The organism is Leuconostoc carnosum (assembly GCF_007954525.1).
Classification (GTDB): Bacteria; Bacillota; Bacilli; order Lactobacillales; family Lactobacillaceae; genus Leuconostoc; species Leuconostoc carnosum.
The window spans coordinates 648,101-666,125 of sequence record NZ_CP042374.1 but is presented as its reverse complement, the minus strand read 5'-3'; the positions used below and the strand labels follow the sequence as shown (position 1 = coordinate 666,125).

Below are 18,025 nucleotides of genomic sequence, written 5' to 3'. Positions count from 1 at the left end.
CTTTTGAGTTATTGCTTCAAGTAGAAGGTATATTGAGTTAAACAAAGAATATGATATGATATTTAGCGGAGGGATGATAGTATAATGACTTTTTATTCGGCTGATTATTTAGCAAAACATTCGAGTATCAATGATACGATAGGCATCTCATTGATGGTTATAGCCTTTATTTTGATGGCGGTAGGGGCAGTGGCGTTTATGCGTAACCGTATGCAAACGCGATATCGCGAATTAAGTATTATTGCGCTGCTATTTTTTTTATTTTTAGCTGGTGCGCGATACACAGATTATGAGCAAGCAAAATCGCTAGATAACCAACGAACGCAAATGTCTAGTTTTGGCAAACAATTTGCTAAGGCACAGGGTATATCTACGAAGCAACTATTTTTTAACACGAAGACAGTCAGCGACGGTATGTTAGTTAAAATTGCCAAAAAATATTATCGTTTAACTATGAGTACAGACCAACAATCTTATAATCTCACACGTGTTTATCTAGTGAATTCAGAAGTGAAGGTTATCAAATGAGTATTTATTTACCAATCCTAACAAAATTAGCCATTGGGTTGTTAGCTTTAATTGTTCAAATTAACATCATGGGAAAAGGCAATTTAGCACCAACAAGCGCCTTAGATCAAGTGCAAAACTATGTACTTGGTGGCATTATTGGTGCAGTAATCTATTCCGACACAATTACAGTCTATCAATTTACCATTGTACTAATTATATGGACAATGCTTGTCATGACGGTTAATTTTTTGAAAGAACACAATCGTTTTATTAAATATTTGATAGATGGCCAGCCAAGGGTGGTCGTTGAACGTGGTGCAGTTAATATCAAAAATGTTCTGTCAGCTGGCCTATCTGCTAATGATTTAATGTTTAAACTACGTGCCGAAGGTGTGTACGATCTGTCTCAAGTTAAGCGTGCCATGTTGGAGCAAAACGGACAATTGAACGTCATCTTAGACGGTGAAGAAAACATGAAGTATCCAATTATTTTTGATGGACAAGCAAACACTGATGTTCTGGAAATTATTGGACATGATGAAGATTGGTTATTAAATGAACTTAACAACCAAGGATTTGCACGTTTTAGTGATATTTTTGTCGGTGAGTATCTTGAAGGTCGAGTCCGCTTAACACCTTATGAACGTCAAAAAAATAATTGATAACAACTGATTGTCACACAAAATAATAAATGATCAAAGGATTTTTAATAATGACACCAAAACAATTTTTAGATTTAGTTGAAATTCGTGTAGTTATCCCGAGTATTGCGCCACTTCTTTTTGGTTTGGTATATAGTCAATGGCAATATGCGCGCTTAAATTGGGTAAATTCAATACTCCTAATTATCGCTACTGTTAGTGTGCATTTGGCCGTTAATACATTTAATCGCTACGAAGATAATAAGCGTCAAAAAGCAAATCAATTTTTGCGAGAATCGGCTGCGGGCGATGTTATTACTGACAAACAAGTATTACATGTTGCTGAATTACTAGCAGTTATTGCTGTTGTTGCTGGTATATCAGTTGCATTGCTAACAGATTATAAGACGTGGATTATTGGTATCATTAGCTTTTTAATTGGTTATTTTTATTCGGCAGGACCAAAGCCGATTACAAATACACCATTTGGTGAAGTGGTATCTGGCATTACCATGGGTTATCTCATTTTTGTGGCGCAAGTTTATGTTAATACTCGTATGACACTGTTTCCGTCTGTTTTATTTCAATGGTTTGTTGTGAGTTTACCACTAGTTATTTTCATTTCAGAAATTATGTTTGCAAATAATATTGCTGATTATGCAGAAGATGAAGAAAATAAGCGACATACTTTGGTTCACTACCTTGGTATTACGCTAGCCAAAAGACTTTATATAATGTGGGTAGTACTGGCATTTATCATATTAATGGTAGCAACTGTTATCAATTGGCTACCGATCACTAGCTATGCGTTGATTGTATTGTTACCAATCTTGCTTAAAAATGCACGTGATTTTGTGAATCATCCGATTAAAGAGGAAACTTTTATTTTAGCGATTAAAAACTTAGTCATCCTTATGCTTGGTATGACAGTTGTTGTGCTAGTGGGTATTGGGTTGTAACAAATAAAAAAAGTCAATGATGAGTTAATCACCATTGACTTTTTTATTTGAAACGATTCAGATTCTCAATACTTCGTACCTCAAACTTCTTTCTTTCAAGATGTTTGATTAAACGTGTCAATTGTTCACTGTCTGCTTGTAAAGATAATGTAAATAAAACCGTTAAGGGTTCATTATCAGATTGAATAGTGAGTAGTGATTCAATATTTGAATAACGGGTGATGATTTTTGAAATTTTACTGAGATCACCTTGAGCATTGTGTGTAGAAACGGCAATTGTGACACCGCCAGAACGTACTGACCAGCTTTGTGATAAGAGATCCATTAATTTATCATGAGTGAAAATACCATAAAACTCGTGGTTTTCATCAAGTACAGCAATAAAAGGTAAATCACGAATCGCAAAAAAAACTTCGTAGAATTTGCTGGTTGTGTAAATGAATTTGGTGGAGTTACGCATGATAGCAGTAGCTGGCAAATTCATATCACCACCTTTAGCAATATGTTCGAATACGTGTTGTTTATAAATGTTACCACGGAATAAGCGACCAGATTCATCAAGAATGGGCATTGTCCGAGTATGTGCACTTTTTGAGTCATTGAAAATATCATAAACTTCTTGAATTGTTGTATTTTCAGTAACAGTTGTTAGTTGTGATTTAGGGATTACTAGAGATTTTTGAAACATAATCGTGTCCTAGTCTAATTTTATTATCATGAAATAGCCATATTATATGATAACACAAAATGGTTGTCTGTGCGTGGTATACTAAGAAGAGTGAATTTATAACTTATAGAAAGATAATTTAAAAAATGAAGTTTATTTTTGGTTTGGGTAACATAGGGTCAGAGTATGATCAAACGCGGCACAATATCGGATTTATGGCGCTAGATGCATTTGCACAAGCAAATAATGCCAAATTTTCGCCAAGTAAGCAATTTGCTACGACAGCTAAAATTAATATAGCAGGGGAGCCAGTGATGCTGGTGAAACCAACGACTTACATGAATGATTCTGGTAAAGCTGTTCGTGCAATATTGGATTATTATCAAGGCGATATTGCGGATATATTAGTATTGGTTGACGATATGGACATGTCGCTTGGGAAATTACGTTTTCGCGCAAAAGGTTCAGCTGGTGGACATAATGGGTTAAAAAGCATTATAGCGCATACAAGTTCGCAATCGTTTTTACGGTTGAAATTTGGTTTAGGACATCCAGATCACGAGCAACGCGTGGTGATCAACTATGTATTAGGTCACTTTTCAAAAGTAGAAACGCAAGTAGTTGATGATATGTTAGATCGTAGTACACAGGCAATTTCGGATTGGATAGCTGGTGCAGCTACAACTGAATTGAGTAATAAATATAATGGGTAAATGAGTTTAGTTAATTATTTAGGTCAGACTGATACAATTAAAAATTTGAATCAACAGGCAACTGCGCAATCAGCACAGTTGCTTTTAGGCGTCAATGGTACAGCTCGCGCAGCTAGTATTGCGGCTATGTTTAAAGTACAGCCACGTCAAATGTTGGTTATAACTGATACACAGGCACATGCTGAGCAACTGTACAGTGATTTGACCTCTTTGGTAGGAGATGCGGTTTATCATTTTCCGGCGGAAGAATCCGTAGCCACTGAAATGGCTATTAGTTCACCAGAATTAAGGCGGCAACGTGTACAAACATTAATTGCTTTATTAGCTAATCAGCCAATGCTGGTTGTGACTAATTTAACAGGGATTGAGCAATTATTGCCAGCACCGATGACATTGCGTGAGGCGCAACTCAAGGTGCATGTTGGGCAAAATTATAATTTGAATCAAATCAAAAATACGTTAATGATGATGGGTTATACACCAGTTAAATTGGTCCAAACACCTGGTGAATTTGCACAACGTGGGTCAATTATGGATATTTACCCATTAACTTTAGAAGATCCAATTCGGCTGGATTTCTTTGATGATGAACTTGATCAGTTAAAAAGTTTTGATGTTGCAACACAAAAAAGTATTCAGACGTTAGATGAGATGGCCATCGAACCAGCAACTGATTTTGTTGTCTCGGAAGCAAATTATGATCGAGCTAAATTGGCTATTGAAACGGCATTTAGTCAATATCGTAGCCAATTGCAGGGTGTTGAAAAGAAGCATGCCACAGATGGTTTTAACCTGACACAGCATGTGTTAAATGAAAGACAACGTGGTAGTGAACTACTACCCTATGCGAAACATTTTTTTGATGGACAAATAACGATCTTTGATTATTTAAATGATGATGCTTTAATTGTTCTTGACGAATACACACGAATAACAGAAACAAGTCTACAACAGTTAACGCGTGATCAAGAATGGATTGATAATCAAACGACTAGTTACCAATTATTACCAAATCAAACGTGGCGAGCTGATTTAAATGACCTATTAGGGCACAATACACGCCCAACATTGTATCTTGCTAACTTTCAACGTGGGCTGAATCGCGTTAAATTTACAAATATTGTAGAAGTCACTACACGACCAGCCAATCAATATTATGGTCAACTGTCAGCACTTAAAAATGATTTGGATTATGCCCAAAATGCTGGAACGACAGTCATTTTGCTCATTAATGATGCTAAAAGGCGACGAGATTTTAGTGCATCGTTAGCCGATCTAACAATACCAATCAGTGAAACCAAAAATATACTACCGCATCAAGTACAATTAACAGCAGGTAATTTAACAGCGGGATTTGAATGGCCACAACTACATCTGACAGTGCTAACAGAACACGAATTGTTTGCTCAAGCCAGAAGATCAGCACCAAAAACACGTAAAATTGCTAACGCGGAGCGCTTAAAATCGTACAATGAGTTAAACGTTGGCGATTATGTTGTGCATATTAATCACGGTATTGGCCGTTACGAAGGGCTACAGACTATTGCGGTTGATGGTGGCAAGCAAGATTATCTGTCTATTGCCTACCAAAAAAATGCCAAGATTTTTATTCCAGTCACACAGCTTAATTTAATTCAAAAATACGTTGGGGCTTCGGATACAGCTAAAGCACCTAAATTAAATAAATTAGGTGGTAGTGAATGGGCAAAGACCAAACGACAAGTTGCTGCCAAAATTGAAGACATTGCTGACGACTTGTTAGCATTATACGCGAAACGTGAAGCGCAACAAGGATATGCTTTTCCGCCTGATGATACGAATCAACTGAAGTTTGATACAGCTTTTGGATATCCTGAAACGCCAGATCAAATCCGCTCAATTGAAGAAATAAAAGTCGATATGCAAAAGCCACGACCAATGGATCGACTATTAGTTGGGGATGTTGGTTTTGGGAAAACAGAAGTAGCCTTACGTGCCGTGTTTAAAGCGGCAAATGAGGGGAAACAAGTCGCTTTCTTAGCCCCAACTACTATTCTTGTGCAGCAACATTATGAGACGATACTCGCGCGTTTTAGTGATTTTCCAGACATTAAAATTGGTGTTTTAAGTCGTTTTCAAACACCATCTCAAAATAAAGCAGTGATTAAACAGCTTAATAAACATGAGATTGACGTCGTTGTTGGGACACATCGTTTGCTCAGTAAAGACGTTGATTTTTCTGATTTAGGCCTCTTGATTATTGATGAAGAACAACGATTTGGTGTGAAACATAAAGAGCGTCTTAAACAGTTACGATCTAGTGTCGATGTGCTGACGTTAACGGCTACACCAATCCCACGAACATTGAATATGGCAATGGTCGGCGCGCGTGATTTGTCAATTATTGAAACACCACCTGCCAATCGTTATCCGATTCAGACATATGTCATGGAAGCTGATTGGACGATTGTGCGCGATGCTATTGAAAAAGAATTAGCCCGCAATGGACAAGTTTTTTACCTGCACAATCGCGTAGCAGACTTGGATCGTGTGGCCAGCCAAATTACTGATTTAGTACCATCAGCACGTGTGGCAGCTATTCATGGGCAAATGTCTGAAAGTCAACTAGAAAGTATTTTATATGATTTTTTAAATGGGGACTACGATGTCTTGGTGACCACTACTATTATTGAAACAGGGGTTGATATTCCTAATGCCAATACGTTAATTGTGGAAAATGCTGACCATATGGGCTTAGCACAATTATATCAATTGCGTGGGCGAGTTGGCCGTTCAGCTCGATTGGCCTATGCTTACTTCACTTATCCCTTTATGCGTACACCAAGTGAAGAAGCAGAGAAACGCTTAGAAGCAATTCGCGATTTTACTGAACTCGGTTCAGGTTTCCGCATTGCAATGCGTGACTTAAGCATTCGTGGTGCTGGTGATATACTTGGTAAACAACAACACGGATTTATTGATTCCGTGGGCTATGATATGTATACTAAAATGCTTAAAGAGGCTGTGGCAGAGAAACAGGGTAATGCACCGAAAGATCAGTTACAAGAGACAGATGCTGAATTAATTCTTGGTGTGTTGGCTTATCTACCGGACGAGTATGTCTCAGATAATGCGCAAAAAATTGAGTTATATACACGTATTCGTCAAGCAAAAACAGATGATAACTTTGAAGAAATTGAGTCTGATATGTTGGACCGCTATGGTGAAATGCCTGATGAAGTTGCTCGTTTACTACTAGTAGGTCAGATTAAGCAACTTGCTGATCAAGCACAAGTGACTAATATTCGGCGACAAAGGAACCAAGTAACCATTCAATTTAGTGATCAGGCTACACAACAATTATCAGGAGAAGCTATTTTTGAAACTTTGGTTGATGTGCCTTTGAAAGCTGCTGTTCGTACGGAAGCTGGGGATTTACAGGTTATTTTAACTGTTAACGATGTTGCTGAAAGCAGTATCTGGTTAAATGTGCTGCGCGAATTCCTAGTAGTGGTTGTCAATCGCGACATGCCACAAGACAAAAATGAATAAGACAATACACTATAAAAATTAATAATTAAGGAAAGAAAAATGCGACTAGATAAATATTTGAAGATATCTCGATTGATTAAACGCCGGACGGTGGCTAAAGAAATAGCTGATCAAGGGCGCATTTCAATTAATGGTAAGGTAGCTAAATCATCATCAGATGTATCGACCAATGATGAATTAGAAGTACGCTTTGGTAATAAAACGCTAACGGTTAAAGTTTTAAAAATTGTGGAAACCACAAAAAAGGAAGCTTCTGCTGATATGTATGAAGTTTTGCATGAATCGTATGCGCAAGATTTCCGACAGCAAGATAATTAATTTGTTTAAATATTAGTAAATATTGTTGAAAAGTTCATAAGAACGTGCCAAACTAGTAATAAGTGAATCCTATGTCGACTTATAATAGCAGACAATTGAATAAGCAGCATGTGACGCCTGAAATTAAAACCATTATTCAAAACTCTGAGTCTGCTAATTTGCAGGCTAAGCGTTATTATAAAAAGGCGCACGCGCGACGTGAAAAACGAATTCTACTTTTTGGTGCGTTCATAGCAACTATTTTTGCCGTGCAACTTTTAGTTAGCCAGGTAAAACTACACACAGTTAATGTGACGCTAACCTCTACACAAGATCGTTTAACGGCAGTAGAAAAAACAAATACACAACTCAAATCTAATACAAAGCGAATAAAAGATCCAACTTATTTGCAGCAAATTTTACGTGATAAGTATGGTTACACTAAGCAAGGAGAGATTGTCTATAATCTACCAGTTGACAATAATTAAGCACCTATAAGGGTGCTTTTTCTATCATGATTGAAAAAATTCAGCAACAATTAAATAAATATCAGTGGGATGCAACTTTGGTTGTAGCTGTTTCAGGTGGTGTTGACTCAGTCGTTTTGTTACATGCATTAAGACAACATTTGCCTAAAGCTAAGCTTATAGTAGCACATGTGAACTATCATCTGCGCGAAGAGAGCGATGGAGATGCCGCCTTTGTACAAGCGCTAGCTAAAAAATATGAAGCAACGTTTGAGTCGATTGACTGGTTAGATATTCCTGAAAAGGCCATTGAAAGCCAGGCTCGTACATTACGTTATAATTTTTTTAAACAATTAACAAGAAAATATCAGACACAAACGGTTGTGGTTGCTCATCATGGTGACGATCAAGCAGAAACGGTGTTACTCAAGCTCATTCGTGGCGGTAAATTGTCGCAATTAACTGGGATGCATGTGTATAATCAACAAGTAGTTCGTCCATTTCTGTCGATAACTAAACAAGAAATCATAAGTTATGCACAACAGTATCAGCTGAGTTGGCGAGAAGATTTTACAAATAGTGACACAAGCTATACACCGCGTAACTACTTACGTCATGAGATTTTACCAGCATTTAAAAAAATCAATCCAGAAGCTGTTGCACACATTAATGATTTTGCACAACAACTCCAACGGCAAAATGATTTGATTGCTGAACAAACTAAAATTTATGTGCAAACAATCAGTCATGACTGGACGAAAATTCCAGAAAGGTGGCTTGAGCCAGCAATTGTTGATTTTATTCAACAGCAAGGCGTATATCGTTTAAAGCAAGCGCAGATCATGCAAATCATGCAGCTACTAAAAAATCAGCAAAAACCTGTTGGTAGACTACAATTATCAAAAAATATTGAATTTGTTAAAGAATATCAACAGTTATATGTTAAAAATGCAACAGAAATGACAATTACATCTCAAGTTTTGTCGCCAATTATGTTAAAATTAAATCAATGGCAAATTTTTGCAAACTATGCGGTTAAATGGACAGATTCTAAACCGGATAATGATGTGGCAAGTTTCTCATTTAAACTCGCAAAACCAGTGCCGCATTTGTACTTGCGTCCGGTAGCGACTAGTGATAAACTTGCACTCATAGATGGTCATAAGAAACTACGGCGGTTAGCTATTGACGAAAAATTGTCAATAGCTGAGCGACAAGACATGATGGTCTTAACAACGACTGATGATATCATTGTCGCAGTAAAAATCCGTGATCATTGGCGTGTAAGCGCAGAGTTTACCAGCAAACAAGATGCGAAACTAAATTTAAATTGGTTAGCATGGCGAATTGAGGAAAAGTAGTGGATAACGATATACAAGAAGTATTGTTTGATCAGGACAGCATACACCATGCAGCTGTTCGCTTGGGCAAACAGATTACGAAAGATTATGCTGGTGAAGAACCAGTTGTGTTGTCAGTGTTAAAAGGAGCTTATCTCTGGACAGCTGACTTATTGCGCGAAGTTGATTTGTACGTTAAATTAGAATTTATTAAAATTTCTAGTTATCATGGTGGTGTCAGCAGTACAAATTCAATTTCATTAGTGACTGATATTCATTCAGATGTTCAAGGACGTGATGTCATCATTTTAGAAGATATTGTAGATACTGGACAGTCTTTGCTATTTTTGAAAAAATTATTGGCTGAACGTGGCGCAAAATCAATTCAAGTTGCGACATTATTAGACAAAAAAGAAGGTCGCAAAGTTGAGATTAAAGCTGACTATATTGGCTTTGATGTTCGTAATGAATTTGTTGTTGGTTATGGATTAGATTATAAAGAAATGTATCGTAATTTGCCGTACGTCGGTATTTTGAAAAAAGAAGTTTATTCTGATTAACTTCTAGAATTGAGGAAGCTTAATGAACAATAATCAAAAAGGTGGCTTCTTAAGAAGTTCTGTATTCTATATTTTCATTTTTCTTGCTGTTGTAGGTATGATTTATGGCTTGTTTGGTAATGACAAGTCTACAACGAAAACCTTGACATCAAGCGAATTTATGAAAGCATTGAATGATAAGGATTTGAAGTCAGTCACAGTGCAGCCAAGTAATGGTATTTATAACATTACAGGTGAGTATAGAAAACCGCAAAAGGTTAAGTCGGATAAAGGGTTTAGTGTATTAAAGCAAACACAAACTGCTACACGATACACATCAACATTACTACCTAATGATGCGTCATTGCAGTCAGTGACACAAAATGCAAGAACAACCAATACAGATTTGGTGACGAAACAGCAAGAGTCATCTGGATTTTGGGTTAACTTGCTGGTATCGCTTATTCCAGTAATTTTGATTGTGGCCGTATTCTACGTCATGATGAATCAAGCTGGCGGTGGTAAGGGTGGTCAAGGTGGCATGATGAGCTTTGGTAAGTCCAAAGCTAAGCCATCTGATCCAAAAGATAACAAAGTACGCTTTGCTGATGTTGCTGGTGCAGAAGAAGAAAAGCAAGAATTAGTTGAAGTGGTTGAATTTTTGAAGTCACCAAAGAAGTTTGTAAGCTTAGGTGCACGTATTCCAAAAGGTGTATTGCTTGAGGGACCTCCGGGAACTGGTAAAACATTGTTAGCCAAAGCTGTTGCTGGTGAGGCCAGTGTCCCATTTTTCTCAATGTCTGGTTCAGATTTCGTTGAGATGTTTGTTGGTGTGGGTGCTTCACGTGTCCGTGACTTGTTCGAAAATGCTAAAAAATCAGCACCTGCTATTATCTTCATTGATGAAATTGATGCTGTTGGTCGTCGTCGTGGTACAGGCATGGGCGGTGGAAATGATGAACGTGAGCAAACTTTGAACCAGATCTTGATTGAAATGGACGGTTTTGAAGGTTCAGAAGGGGTTATTATTTTAGCCTCAACAAACCGTTCTGATGTTTTGGATCCAGCCTTGCTACGTTCTGGTCGTTTTGATCGTAAAATTTTGATTGGCGCACCTGATGTTAAGGGACGTGAAGCAATTTTGAATGTTCATGCTAAGAACAAGCCATTAGCAGATAATGTTGATTTGAAAGCTATTGCGCAACAAACACCAGGCTATGTTGGTGCAGACTTAGAGAACTTGCTAAACGAAGCTGCATTGTTAGCAGCCCGTCGTAACAAGAAAAAGGTTGATGCTGCTGATATTGATGAAGCCGAAGACCGTATTTTCCAAGGACCGGCTAAAACAAATCGTGGTATGTCCAAACAAGAACGTCGTGTGACGGCTTATCATGAAGCTGGACACGCATTGGTTGGCTTAGTTCGTTCAGAAGCTTCAATTGTCCGTAAGGTAACGATTGTGCCACGTGGTCGTATCGGCGGTTATGCGTTGATGACACCTAAAAATGACCGTTTTAATCTACGTTACTCAGAAGCTAAAGAACAATTAGCCGGATTAATGGGTGGTCGCGCGTCTGAAATCTTCACATTTAATGAAGCTAGTTCAGGTGCTTCAAACGATTTCCAACAAGCGACAGGATTGGCACGCCAAATGGTGACTGCCTTTGGTATGTCGGATAAGTTAGGTATGGTTCAATTGGAAGGTAATGCCAGTGTTGGCTATGCTGAACAAGCTGGTAATCGTAACTATTCTGATGAAACAGCACGTTTGATTGATGAAGAAGTGCGTCGCTTATCTCAAGAAGCATTTGACGATGCGAAGGCTATCATTGCTGAAAATAAAGATAAGTTAGCTGCAATTGCAGAGGCGTTACTTGAAGTCGAAACACTTGATGAAAAGCAAATTCGTGATATCTATGAAACAGGTAACTTTACACGTAAAGATATCCAAGAAGATGATGAATTAGCTACTGCGAAGTCTTTTGAAGAGGCTAAAGCAGCAGTTGATGCTAAAGATTCAGAAGCAGAAACGCGTTATAACCATGATGATTCAGAAGAAAAAAATGATGACTCAAAGGATGATAGTTCAGAAGCAGAACCATCAAGTGATGATAAGTCAGATGATGACAAGAACGACAAAAATCAGTAAAATAGAAGTTGACGGTAACGTCAACTTTTTTATTGCAGTTAAAAATAACTAACAAATACAAAAAAATAGAGAGATAATCTAACTATGTCAGATCAATTTATTAAAGCGATTACCAAGAATAAGTATTTTCGCGCCTATGCTTTAAATGGCACAGAATTTGTGAAAGAAGCTGCTACAATACATGAAACATCACGTTTAGCATCAGTTGTGTTAGGTCGAGGTATGCTTGCCACAGCTTTGACAGCGCAATCCGTTCTAAAAGGTGAAGAACGGATGTCGATTCAAATTAACGGTCGTGGTCCGATCGGTAACGTTGTTGTGGAAGTCGATGCAAAGGGTAGTATACGTGGCTATGTGACTAATCCAAAAATTGAGCCAATCTTAGATAATGACGGTCGGTTAGACATTCCTGCTGCAGTTGGTACGAATGGTTTTTTGCAAATTACTAAGTTTGCGCCTTATTCAGATCCATACATTGGTCAGAGTCAACTGGTTTCTGGTGAAATAGGGGATGATTTTACGTATTATTTAGCACAGTCTGAACAGATACCTTCTGTCGTCGGTGTGTCGGTTTATATGAATGCTGACGATACGGTGGAGGTTGCTGGCGGATTTCTAGTTCAGGCATTACCAGATGCTACTGATGAGGCAATCAATCAGTTAGAAATGGCATTGAAAAATATGCCGTCTCTCTCAGATATGCTAGTAGATGGCTATACACCACTAGCAGTATTAGAAGCCATTTTTGGTCAAGGTGAAGTCGATATTATACAAGTTGCGGGTGTCGGTTTAGCTGCTGAACCAACTAAAGAGGCATATCATAAAATGTTAACTACCTTACCAGTCAAAGAGGTACAAGCCATGATTGATGAAGATGATGGTGCTGAAGTTGTGGGTAAGTTCTCAGGAAAACGTTACTTTTTCACGCCAGATGAGTTACGTGAAATCATTTCTGAAATTAATGAAAACAATGCTGACTAACCTTTGAGCTTATGACAATTTTTTGGTATAGTTAATATTAGTGAAAACTTTTAAAATCGGTCAGTATATACTGGAATAAAATGGAGGAAACGTGTTCGTGGACGCTTAAAACTAATTAATTTTTAGGAAGAATGCGCACCGGAACACTTTAAACATATGGTAGAAGAAAAAGCCCTCAATGATCAAATGTTAGCACGTCGCCAAAAACTAGCAACAATTGTTGATGATTTACATTTGGATCCGTTTGGTAAGCGTTTTGAACGTACTGCCAAGGCACAAGATTTGCATGATTTATATGATAACAACACACTCGAAGAACTCGAATCTGCACAACATGAAGTGATTATTGCAGGTCGTATGGTTGCTAAACGTGGTGCTGGTAAAATTATTTTTGCTGATTTTCGTGATGTTTCTGGTAAAATTCAAGTCTATGCTAAGCGTGATGATTTAGGTGAAAATTATCCTATTATTAAGCGCGCAGATTTAGGTGATTTTCTTGGCATTCAAGGCATTGTTATGAAGACAGAAGCCGGTGAATTGACAATTTTGGTAACAAAGTTGACTCATTTGACCAAAGCTTTACGTCCAATGCCGGATAAGTTTCATGGTATTGCTGACGTTGAAACGCGTTATCGTAAACGCTATTTGGATTTAATTGCTAATGAAGATTCATTTAAAAAATTCCAATTGCGTTCAAAAATTATTTCAGCTATTCGTGCCTACATGGATTCACAAGATTTTATGGAAGTTGAAACACCCATTTTGCAAACTGAAGCAGGAGGTGCTGCTGCACGCCCCTTCATTACACACCACAACGCTTTGAACATTGATATGTATATGCGTATTGCTACTGAATTATATTTGAAGCGTCTAGTTGTTGGTGGTTTTGAACGTGTTTATGAAATCGGACGTATTTTCCGTAACGAAGGTATGGATCCAAAGCACAATCCAGAGTTCACAACAATGGAGTCATACGCTGCTTATATGGACTTTACAGACGTGATGAATGAAACTGAGGGCATCTTCAAAGCAGCTGCAGCTGTTGTGTCAGATGACTTGAAAATCACTTATCAAGGAACAGAAATTGACCTTGGTGTAAAGTTTGCACGCAAACACCTCGTTGATTTGATTAAGGAACAGACTGGTGTTGATTTCTGGAAAGAAATGACTGTTGCGGAAGCGCAAAAGTTAGCTGATGACAAACACGTAAAGTACGAGAAGTACTGGGGTGTTGGTCACATCATTAATGCTTTCTTTGAAGAGTTTGTTGAAGATACCTTGATTCAACCTACTTTTGTCTATGGTCACCCAGTCGAAGTTTCACCTTTGGCTAAGAAAAACGCTGATGACCCACGTTTTACTGATCGTTTTGAATTATTTATTTTAGGTGCTGAATATGGTAACGCCTTTACTGAATTAAATGATCCAATTGACCAACGTGCACGATTTGAAGCACAAGTGGCTGAACGTGAAAACGGTAATGATGAAGCCGAAAATATTGATGAAGACTTCATTGAGGCATTGGAATATGGTATGCCGCCTACAGGTGGTTTGGGGATTGGTATTGACCGCTTGATTATGCTCTTGACAGACTCTGATACAATTCGTGATGTTTTGTTGTTCCCGACAATGCGTTAAATTAATAAAAAAGCTTGACATGATGACCAATTATTAGATATAATAATTAAGTTGTGTTAAGCAATTATTCCGACTTAGCTCAGTTGGTAGAGCACCTGACTGTTAATCAGGTTGTCGTCGGTTCGAGCCCGACAGTCGGAGTTTTATGAGAAGCAAATCTTATTAGATTTGCTTTTTTTGTGACTTGAAAAGTGTTGACAAATAAGAATGAAACTGGCATAATTAAATAGTTGTGTTAAGCAATTATTCCGACTTAGCTCAGTTGGTAGAGCACCTGACTGTTAATCAGGTTGTCGTCGGTTCGAGCCCGACAGTCGGAGTTATCAGATAACTCATTATAGTTATCATCTTGCCGATGTAGCTCAGTTGGTAGAGCACGGGTATCGTAAACCTGGGGTCGGAGGTTCGATTCCTCTCGTCGGCACTAAACTAAAAATAATAAAAATGCTAGTCAACAAATAATTGACTAGCATTTTTATTTTGATCAATTATCTTATTTTTTAAATTGCACGGTAAATGTCAGGATAATTGTTAGCAGGAGGACAGTAATTATTAATTCAAGAATGATGCTTTTTAAGAAATTGAAAAATGGTATGTTTGTTGTCTAATAACCTGTTAATATAGAAAGGTATCATTAAATTTAGTTAAAGAGGTAAACATGGGGACGAATCAAAATCTTAATCGCACCATGACGTTAATTCCGGCTATTTCAACTGTTGTGGGAACAGTCATTGGTGCAGGCGTGTTCTATAAAGCCTCAAGTGTCGCTAATGCGACAGGTTCAACGAGCATGTCATTATTTGTGTGGTTAGTGGGTGGCTTGATTAGTTTGGCTGCAGGTTTGACAGGTGCTGAATTGGCTGCGGCATTACCACAAACAGGCGGTATGTTGGTATATATCGAACGCGCCTACGGTAAATTAGCGAGTTATGTATTAGGTTGGGCACAAATTATTATTTATTTCCCGGCTAGTTTAGCAGCTAAAGGCATTATCTTTGGAACGCAGGTAGCTAATCTCTTTCACTGGGGATATGTGGCTATTATTCCTTCCGGAATTGCCGCACTGGTGTCAGTTGCAGCTATTAATATGTTGGGTTCAAAAATCGCTGGTCAATTCCAAGCCATTACGTTATTTTTCAAGCTGATTCCATTGTCATTGATTATTATTTTTGGGCTATTACAGCCAGGTGGTGTTGATGTGAGCATTTTTCCAGTGGTTCCAGGTCATGCGGTTGGTGGTTGGGCTTCGGCTATGGGTGCTGGATTATTGGCAACCATGTATGCCTATGATGGTTGGATTCATGTCGGTAATATTGCTGGTGAAATGAAAAATCCAACCCGCGACCTGCCTCGCGCAATTGCTGGTGGATTACTGGGTATCATGTCAATTTATTTGCTTGTTAATTATGCTTTTTTACATGCTTTACCTTTTAATGCGATTCAAGGGAATGCCAATACTGCGATGGATGCTGCACAACAAATTTTTGGTGGCTTCGGTGGGAAGTTGATTACAATTGGTATCTTAATTTCTATTTATGGCACCTTGAATGGTTATACAATGACTGGTATGCGCCTACCATATGCCATGGCTTTGGAAAATAACTTGCCATTCTCAAACCAGTTAGTGAAGTTGAACCGTTTCCAAGTGCCCTATGTTGCTGGCACTTTCCAACTTGTCTTAGCGATTGGCTTAATGTTTATGGGTGGCTTTGATATGCTGACGGACATGCTAGTTTTCGTTATTTGGTTGTTCTACACTTTGGTTTTTGTCGCGGTCATTAAGCTACGCCACACAGAGCCTGATCTTAAACGACCTTACCGTGTACCTCTGTATCCGATCGTGCCTATTATTGCGATTTTAGGTGGTTTATTCATTATTGTGATGACACTTATGACAGAATGGCAATTAGCATTGACTGGTGTCGCTGCGACACTTGCAGGATTACCATTGTACTTCATCATGCAAAAACGTCAAAAATAAATGACCAAAAAACGACTGTTTTGTGATCAGTCGTTTTTTATTTCTATATAATTATCTAATACTTTTATTCACACAAAACGATACAGATACTTTATGCCATTGATATCATAAAATTTAATTGGTTAAAACAAACTTTGTTATAATAAGAATAATTATGTACTTTTAAAAAAGATGGGGGATTGACTAAGCATGTCAAAAATTAAATTCCATATTGCATCACAGACAGAACTTGTCTTGGATCAAACAGCCCAATTAGGGGATGTTGTTGATTTAACTGATGAACAGAACATCGACACCAGCGTGATTAATGGAAAAATAGCTGAGATTCTCGATGAAAAGTTAGCACAAGCTAAGGAAGATTGGGAATCACAGCAAGATAAACAAACCAAGGCAGAATTAGCGAACCAATTACAGCAGCAAAAACAGCAGTTTCAAGAAAATATTAATGATAAAGCCACACGGATTGTTGAATTAGAAACACAGCTTAAAAGCATTGCCCAACAAAATGAAGTTGAGCTTAAATCACAATTGGTCCAAAAAGACTTAGATTTACAAGCTACCATTACTCAAAAAGAATCGGAAATTGTGGCACTTGAAACCAAGATTGCATCAATTAAACAACAGAACCAATCTGAGTTGGAAACGCAGTTATTGAAAAAAGATGCTGCAACACAAGGTGAATTAGCGGAACGTGATCAGAAATTGTCAGAGCTAACGTCTCAATTGCAATTAAAAGATCAAGAAAAGCAGTTACAGCTCGCTAATATCCAAAGTCAATATGAAGCCCAATTAAAAACAGCAAACGAACAGGTAGAATTTTATAAGGATTTTAAGGCACGCCAATCAACTAAAGAAATTGGTGAAAGTTTGGAACAATATGCCATGACTGAATTCAATAAAATCCGTCCATATGCCTTTCCTAATGCCTATTTTGAAAAAGATAATACATTATCAGAAACGAACTCAAAGGGCGACTTTATTTTCCGTGATTATCAAGAAGATATGGAATTTATCAGTATTATGTTTGATATGAAGAATGAGGCTGACACGACAGCAGCAAAACATAAGAATACCGACTTTTTCAAAGAATTAGATAAAGACCGCCGTGAGAAAAAGACTGAGTACGCGGTCCTTGTTTCAATGCTTGAAGCTGATAGCGACTTATATAATACAGGCATTGTCCAAGTTAATGACTATGAAAAAATGTATGTTATTCGTCCGCAATTCTTCATTCAATTTATCGGCGTGTTGCGTAACGCTGCACTGAATACTGTTGAATATAAGCAAGAATTGGAACAAGTTCGCGAGCAAAATATTGATATCACACATTTTGAAAGTGATCTAACCAATTTTAAGAACGCTTTTGGTAAAAACTACCAGAGCGCATCAAAGAATTTCAAAAATGCTATTGACGAGATTGATAAATCGATTGCACGCATGGAAGCTGTTAAACGGTCATTAACAACGTATGAGAATCAATTACGTTTAGCTAATAATAAGTTGGATGATGTGAGTGTTAAGAAGCTAACACGTGGCAATCCGACGATGAAGGCGAAGTTTGAGGGTGTAGGGTAATAACATAAAAAGCAACATAATGTTGCTTTTTACGTTA

The 18,025-nt window shown here is 37.8% G+C and carries 15 protein-coding genes and 3 tRNA genes; 17 read left to right on the top strand and 1 reads right to left on the bottom strand.

The window, feature by feature from the left end:
• The first annotated feature begins 84 nt into the window (after positions 1–84).
• Genes FGL89_RS03175 through FGL89_RS03165 form a run of 3 tightly spaced genes read left to right on the top strand, consistent with a single transcriptional unit; the run spans position 85 to position 2,110 of the window.
• Positions 85–528 (top strand): DUF3290 domain-containing protein, encoded by a 444-nt coding sequence (locus FGL89_RS03175; protein WP_014973843.1) that lies wholly within the window; start codon positions 85–87, stop codon positions 526–528.
• Entirely contained in the window at positions 525–1,172 is a 648-nt protein-coding gene (locus tag FGL89_RS03170; protein WP_014973844.1) for a DUF421 domain-containing protein, read from the top strand. Before FGL89_RS03175 ends, FGL89_RS03170 begins: the two co-directional genes overlap by 4 nt.
• Positions 1,173–1,222: 50 nt before the next feature.
• Entirely contained in the window at positions 1,223–2,110 is an 888-nt protein-coding gene (locus FGL89_RS03165) for a prenyltransferase (RefSeq protein ID WP_014973845.1), read from the top strand.
• A 43-nt stretch (positions 2,111–2,153) separates the two neighbouring features.
• Here FGL89_RS03165 and cbpA read toward each other — a convergent pair whose 3' ends face one another.
• Positions 2,154–2,798 (bottom strand): cyclic di-AMP binding protein CbpA, encoded by a 645-nt coding sequence (cbpA, locus tag FGL89_RS03160; protein ID WP_014973846.1) that lies wholly within the window; start codon positions 2,796–2,798, stop codon positions 2,154–2,156.
• Between the two features lie 125 nt (positions 2,799–2,923).
• Here cbpA and pth point away from each other — a divergent pair, with 125 nt between their 5' ends.
• The 14 genes from pth to FGL89_RS03090 all read left to right on the top strand — a co-directional run bounded on the left by pth (position 2,924) and on the right by FGL89_RS03090 (position 17,988).
• Positions 2,924–3,490: an aminoacyl-tRNA hydrolase gene (gene pth / locus FGL89_RS03155; RefSeq protein ID WP_135198027.1), complete on the top strand. Its 567-nt coding sequence runs from the start codon at positions 2,924–2,926 to the stop codon at positions 3,488–3,490.
• Positions 3,491–7,021, top strand: a complete 3,531-nt coding sequence (gene mfd / locus FGL89_RS03150; protein ID WP_014973848.1) for a transcription-repair coupling factor — start codon at positions 3,491–3,493, stop codon at positions 7,019–7,021.
• Positions 7,022–7,060: 39 nt separating this feature from the next.
• Positions 7,061–7,339, top strand: coding sequence for an RNA-binding S4 domain-containing protein (locus tag FGL89_RS03145; protein WP_014973849.1), 279 nt, complete (start codon positions 7,061–7,063; stop codon positions 7,337–7,339).
• A 71-nt stretch (positions 7,340–7,410) separates the two neighbouring features.
• Positions 7,411–7,806 carry an FtsB family cell division protein gene (locus FGL89_RS03140; protein ID WP_014973850.1) on the top strand — a complete coding sequence of 132 codons (396 nt, stop codon included), beginning with the start codon at positions 7,411–7,413 and terminating at the stop codon, positions 7,804–7,806.
• A gap of 26 nt (positions 7,807–7,832) precedes the next feature.
• Positions 7,833–9,146 (top strand): tRNA lysidine(34) synthetase TilS, encoded by a 1,314-nt coding sequence (gene tilS / locus FGL89_RS03135; protein WP_014973851.1) that lies wholly within the window; start codon positions 7,833–7,835, stop codon positions 9,144–9,146.
• The gene (hpt, locus tag FGL89_RS03130; RefSeq protein WP_014973852.1) at positions 9,146–9,685 is read left to right on the top strand and encodes a hypoxanthine phosphoribosyltransferase; all 540 of its coding nucleotides are present in this window, start codon (positions 9,146–9,148) and stop codon (positions 9,683–9,685) included. The genes tilS and hpt overlap by 1 nt, the downstream gene beginning before the upstream one ends.
• 22 nt (positions 9,686–9,707) lie before the next feature.
• Positions 9,708–11,813 carry an ATP-dependent zinc metalloprotease FtsH gene (ftsH, locus tag FGL89_RS03125; protein WP_014973853.1) on the top strand — a complete coding sequence of 702 codons (2,106 nt, stop codon included), beginning with the start codon at positions 9,708–9,710 and terminating at the stop codon, positions 11,811–11,813.
• A gap of 84 nt (positions 11,814–11,897) precedes the next feature.
• Complete coding sequence (gene hslO, locus FGL89_RS03120) at positions 11,898–12,794, top strand: Hsp33 family molecular chaperone HslO (protein ID WP_147000422.1); 897 nt, start codon at positions 11,898–11,900, stop codon at positions 12,792–12,794.
• Positions 12,795–12,950: 156 nt separating this feature from the next.
• Positions 12,951–14,432 (top strand): lysine--tRNA ligase, encoded by a 1,482-nt coding sequence (gene lysS, locus FGL89_RS03115; protein WP_014973855.1) that lies wholly within the window; start codon positions 12,951–12,953, stop codon positions 14,430–14,432.
• A 68-nt stretch (positions 14,433–14,500) separates the two neighbouring features.
• Positions 14,501–14,573, top strand: a tRNA-Asn gene (locus tag FGL89_RS03110).
• Positions 14,574–14,679: 106 nt separating this feature from the next.
• Positions 14,680–14,752, top strand: a tRNA-Asn gene (locus FGL89_RS03105).
• A 31-nt stretch (positions 14,753–14,783) separates the two neighbouring features.
• A tRNA-Thr gene (locus tag FGL89_RS03100) sits at positions 14,784–14,856 on the top strand.
• Positions 14,857–15,090: 234 nt separating this feature from the next.
• Positions 15,091–16,413, top strand: a complete 1,323-nt coding sequence (locus FGL89_RS03095; RefSeq protein WP_014973856.1) for an APC family permease — start codon at positions 15,091–15,093, stop codon at positions 16,411–16,413.
• A 189-nt stretch (positions 16,414–16,602) separates the two neighbouring features.
• A complete protein-coding gene (locus FGL89_RS03090; RefSeq protein WP_014973857.1) occupies positions 16,603–17,988 on the top strand; it encodes a DUF2130 domain-containing protein in 1,386 nt (461 codons plus the stop codon).
• Positions 17,989–18,025: the final 37 nt, after the last annotated feature.

Excerpts from the sequence above, each read along its gene's own strand:
- FGL89_RS03175 (WP_014973843.1), top strand. The coding sequence starts at position 85 with ATGACTTTTTATTCGGCTGATTATTTAGCAAAACATTCGAGTATCAAT.
- FGL89_RS03170 (WP_014973844.1), top strand. The coding sequence starts at position 525 with ATGAGTATTTATTTACCAATCCTAACAAAATTAGCCATTGGGTTGTTA.
- FGL89_RS03165 (WP_014973845.1), top strand. The coding sequence starts at position 1,223 with ATGACACCAAAACAATTTTTAGATTTAGTTGAAATTCGTGTAGTTATC.
- cbpA (WP_014973846.1), bottom strand. The coding sequence starts at position 2,798 with ATGTTTCAAAAATCTCTAGTAATCCCTAAATCACAACTAACAACTGTT.
- pth (WP_135198027.1), top strand. The coding sequence starts at position 2,924 with ATGAAGTTTATTTTTGGTTTGGGTAACATAGGGTCAGAGTATGATCAA.
- mfd (WP_014973848.1), top strand. The coding sequence starts at position 3,491 with ATGAGTTTAGTTAATTATTTAGGTCAGACTGATACAATTAAAAATTTG.
- FGL89_RS03145 (WP_014973849.1), top strand. The coding sequence starts at position 7,061 with ATGCGACTAGATAAATATTTGAAGATATCTCGATTGATTAAACGCCGG.
- FGL89_RS03140 (WP_014973850.1), top strand. The coding sequence starts at position 7,411 with ATGTCGACTTATAATAGCAGACAATTGAATAAGCAGCATGTGACGCCT.
- tilS (WP_014973851.1), top strand. The coding sequence starts at position 7,833 with ATGATTGAAAAAATTCAGCAACAATTAAATAAATATCAGTGGGATGCA.
- ftsH (WP_014973853.1), top strand. The coding sequence starts at position 9,708 with ATGAACAATAATCAAAAAGGTGGCTTCTTAAGAAGTTCTGTATTCTAT.
- hslO (WP_147000422.1), top strand. The coding sequence starts at position 11,898 with ATGTCAGATCAATTTATTAAAGCGATTACCAAGAATAAGTATTTTCGC.
- lysS (WP_014973855.1), top strand. The coding sequence starts at position 12,951 with ATGGTAGAAGAAAAAGCCCTCAATGATCAAATGTTAGCACGTCGCCAA.
- FGL89_RS03095 (WP_014973856.1), top strand. The coding sequence starts at position 15,091 with ATGGGGACGAATCAAAATCTTAATCGCACCATGACGTTAATTCCGGCT.
- FGL89_RS03090 (WP_014973857.1), top strand. The coding sequence starts at position 16,603 with ATGTCAAAAATTAAATTCCATATTGCATCACAGACAGAACTTGTCTTG.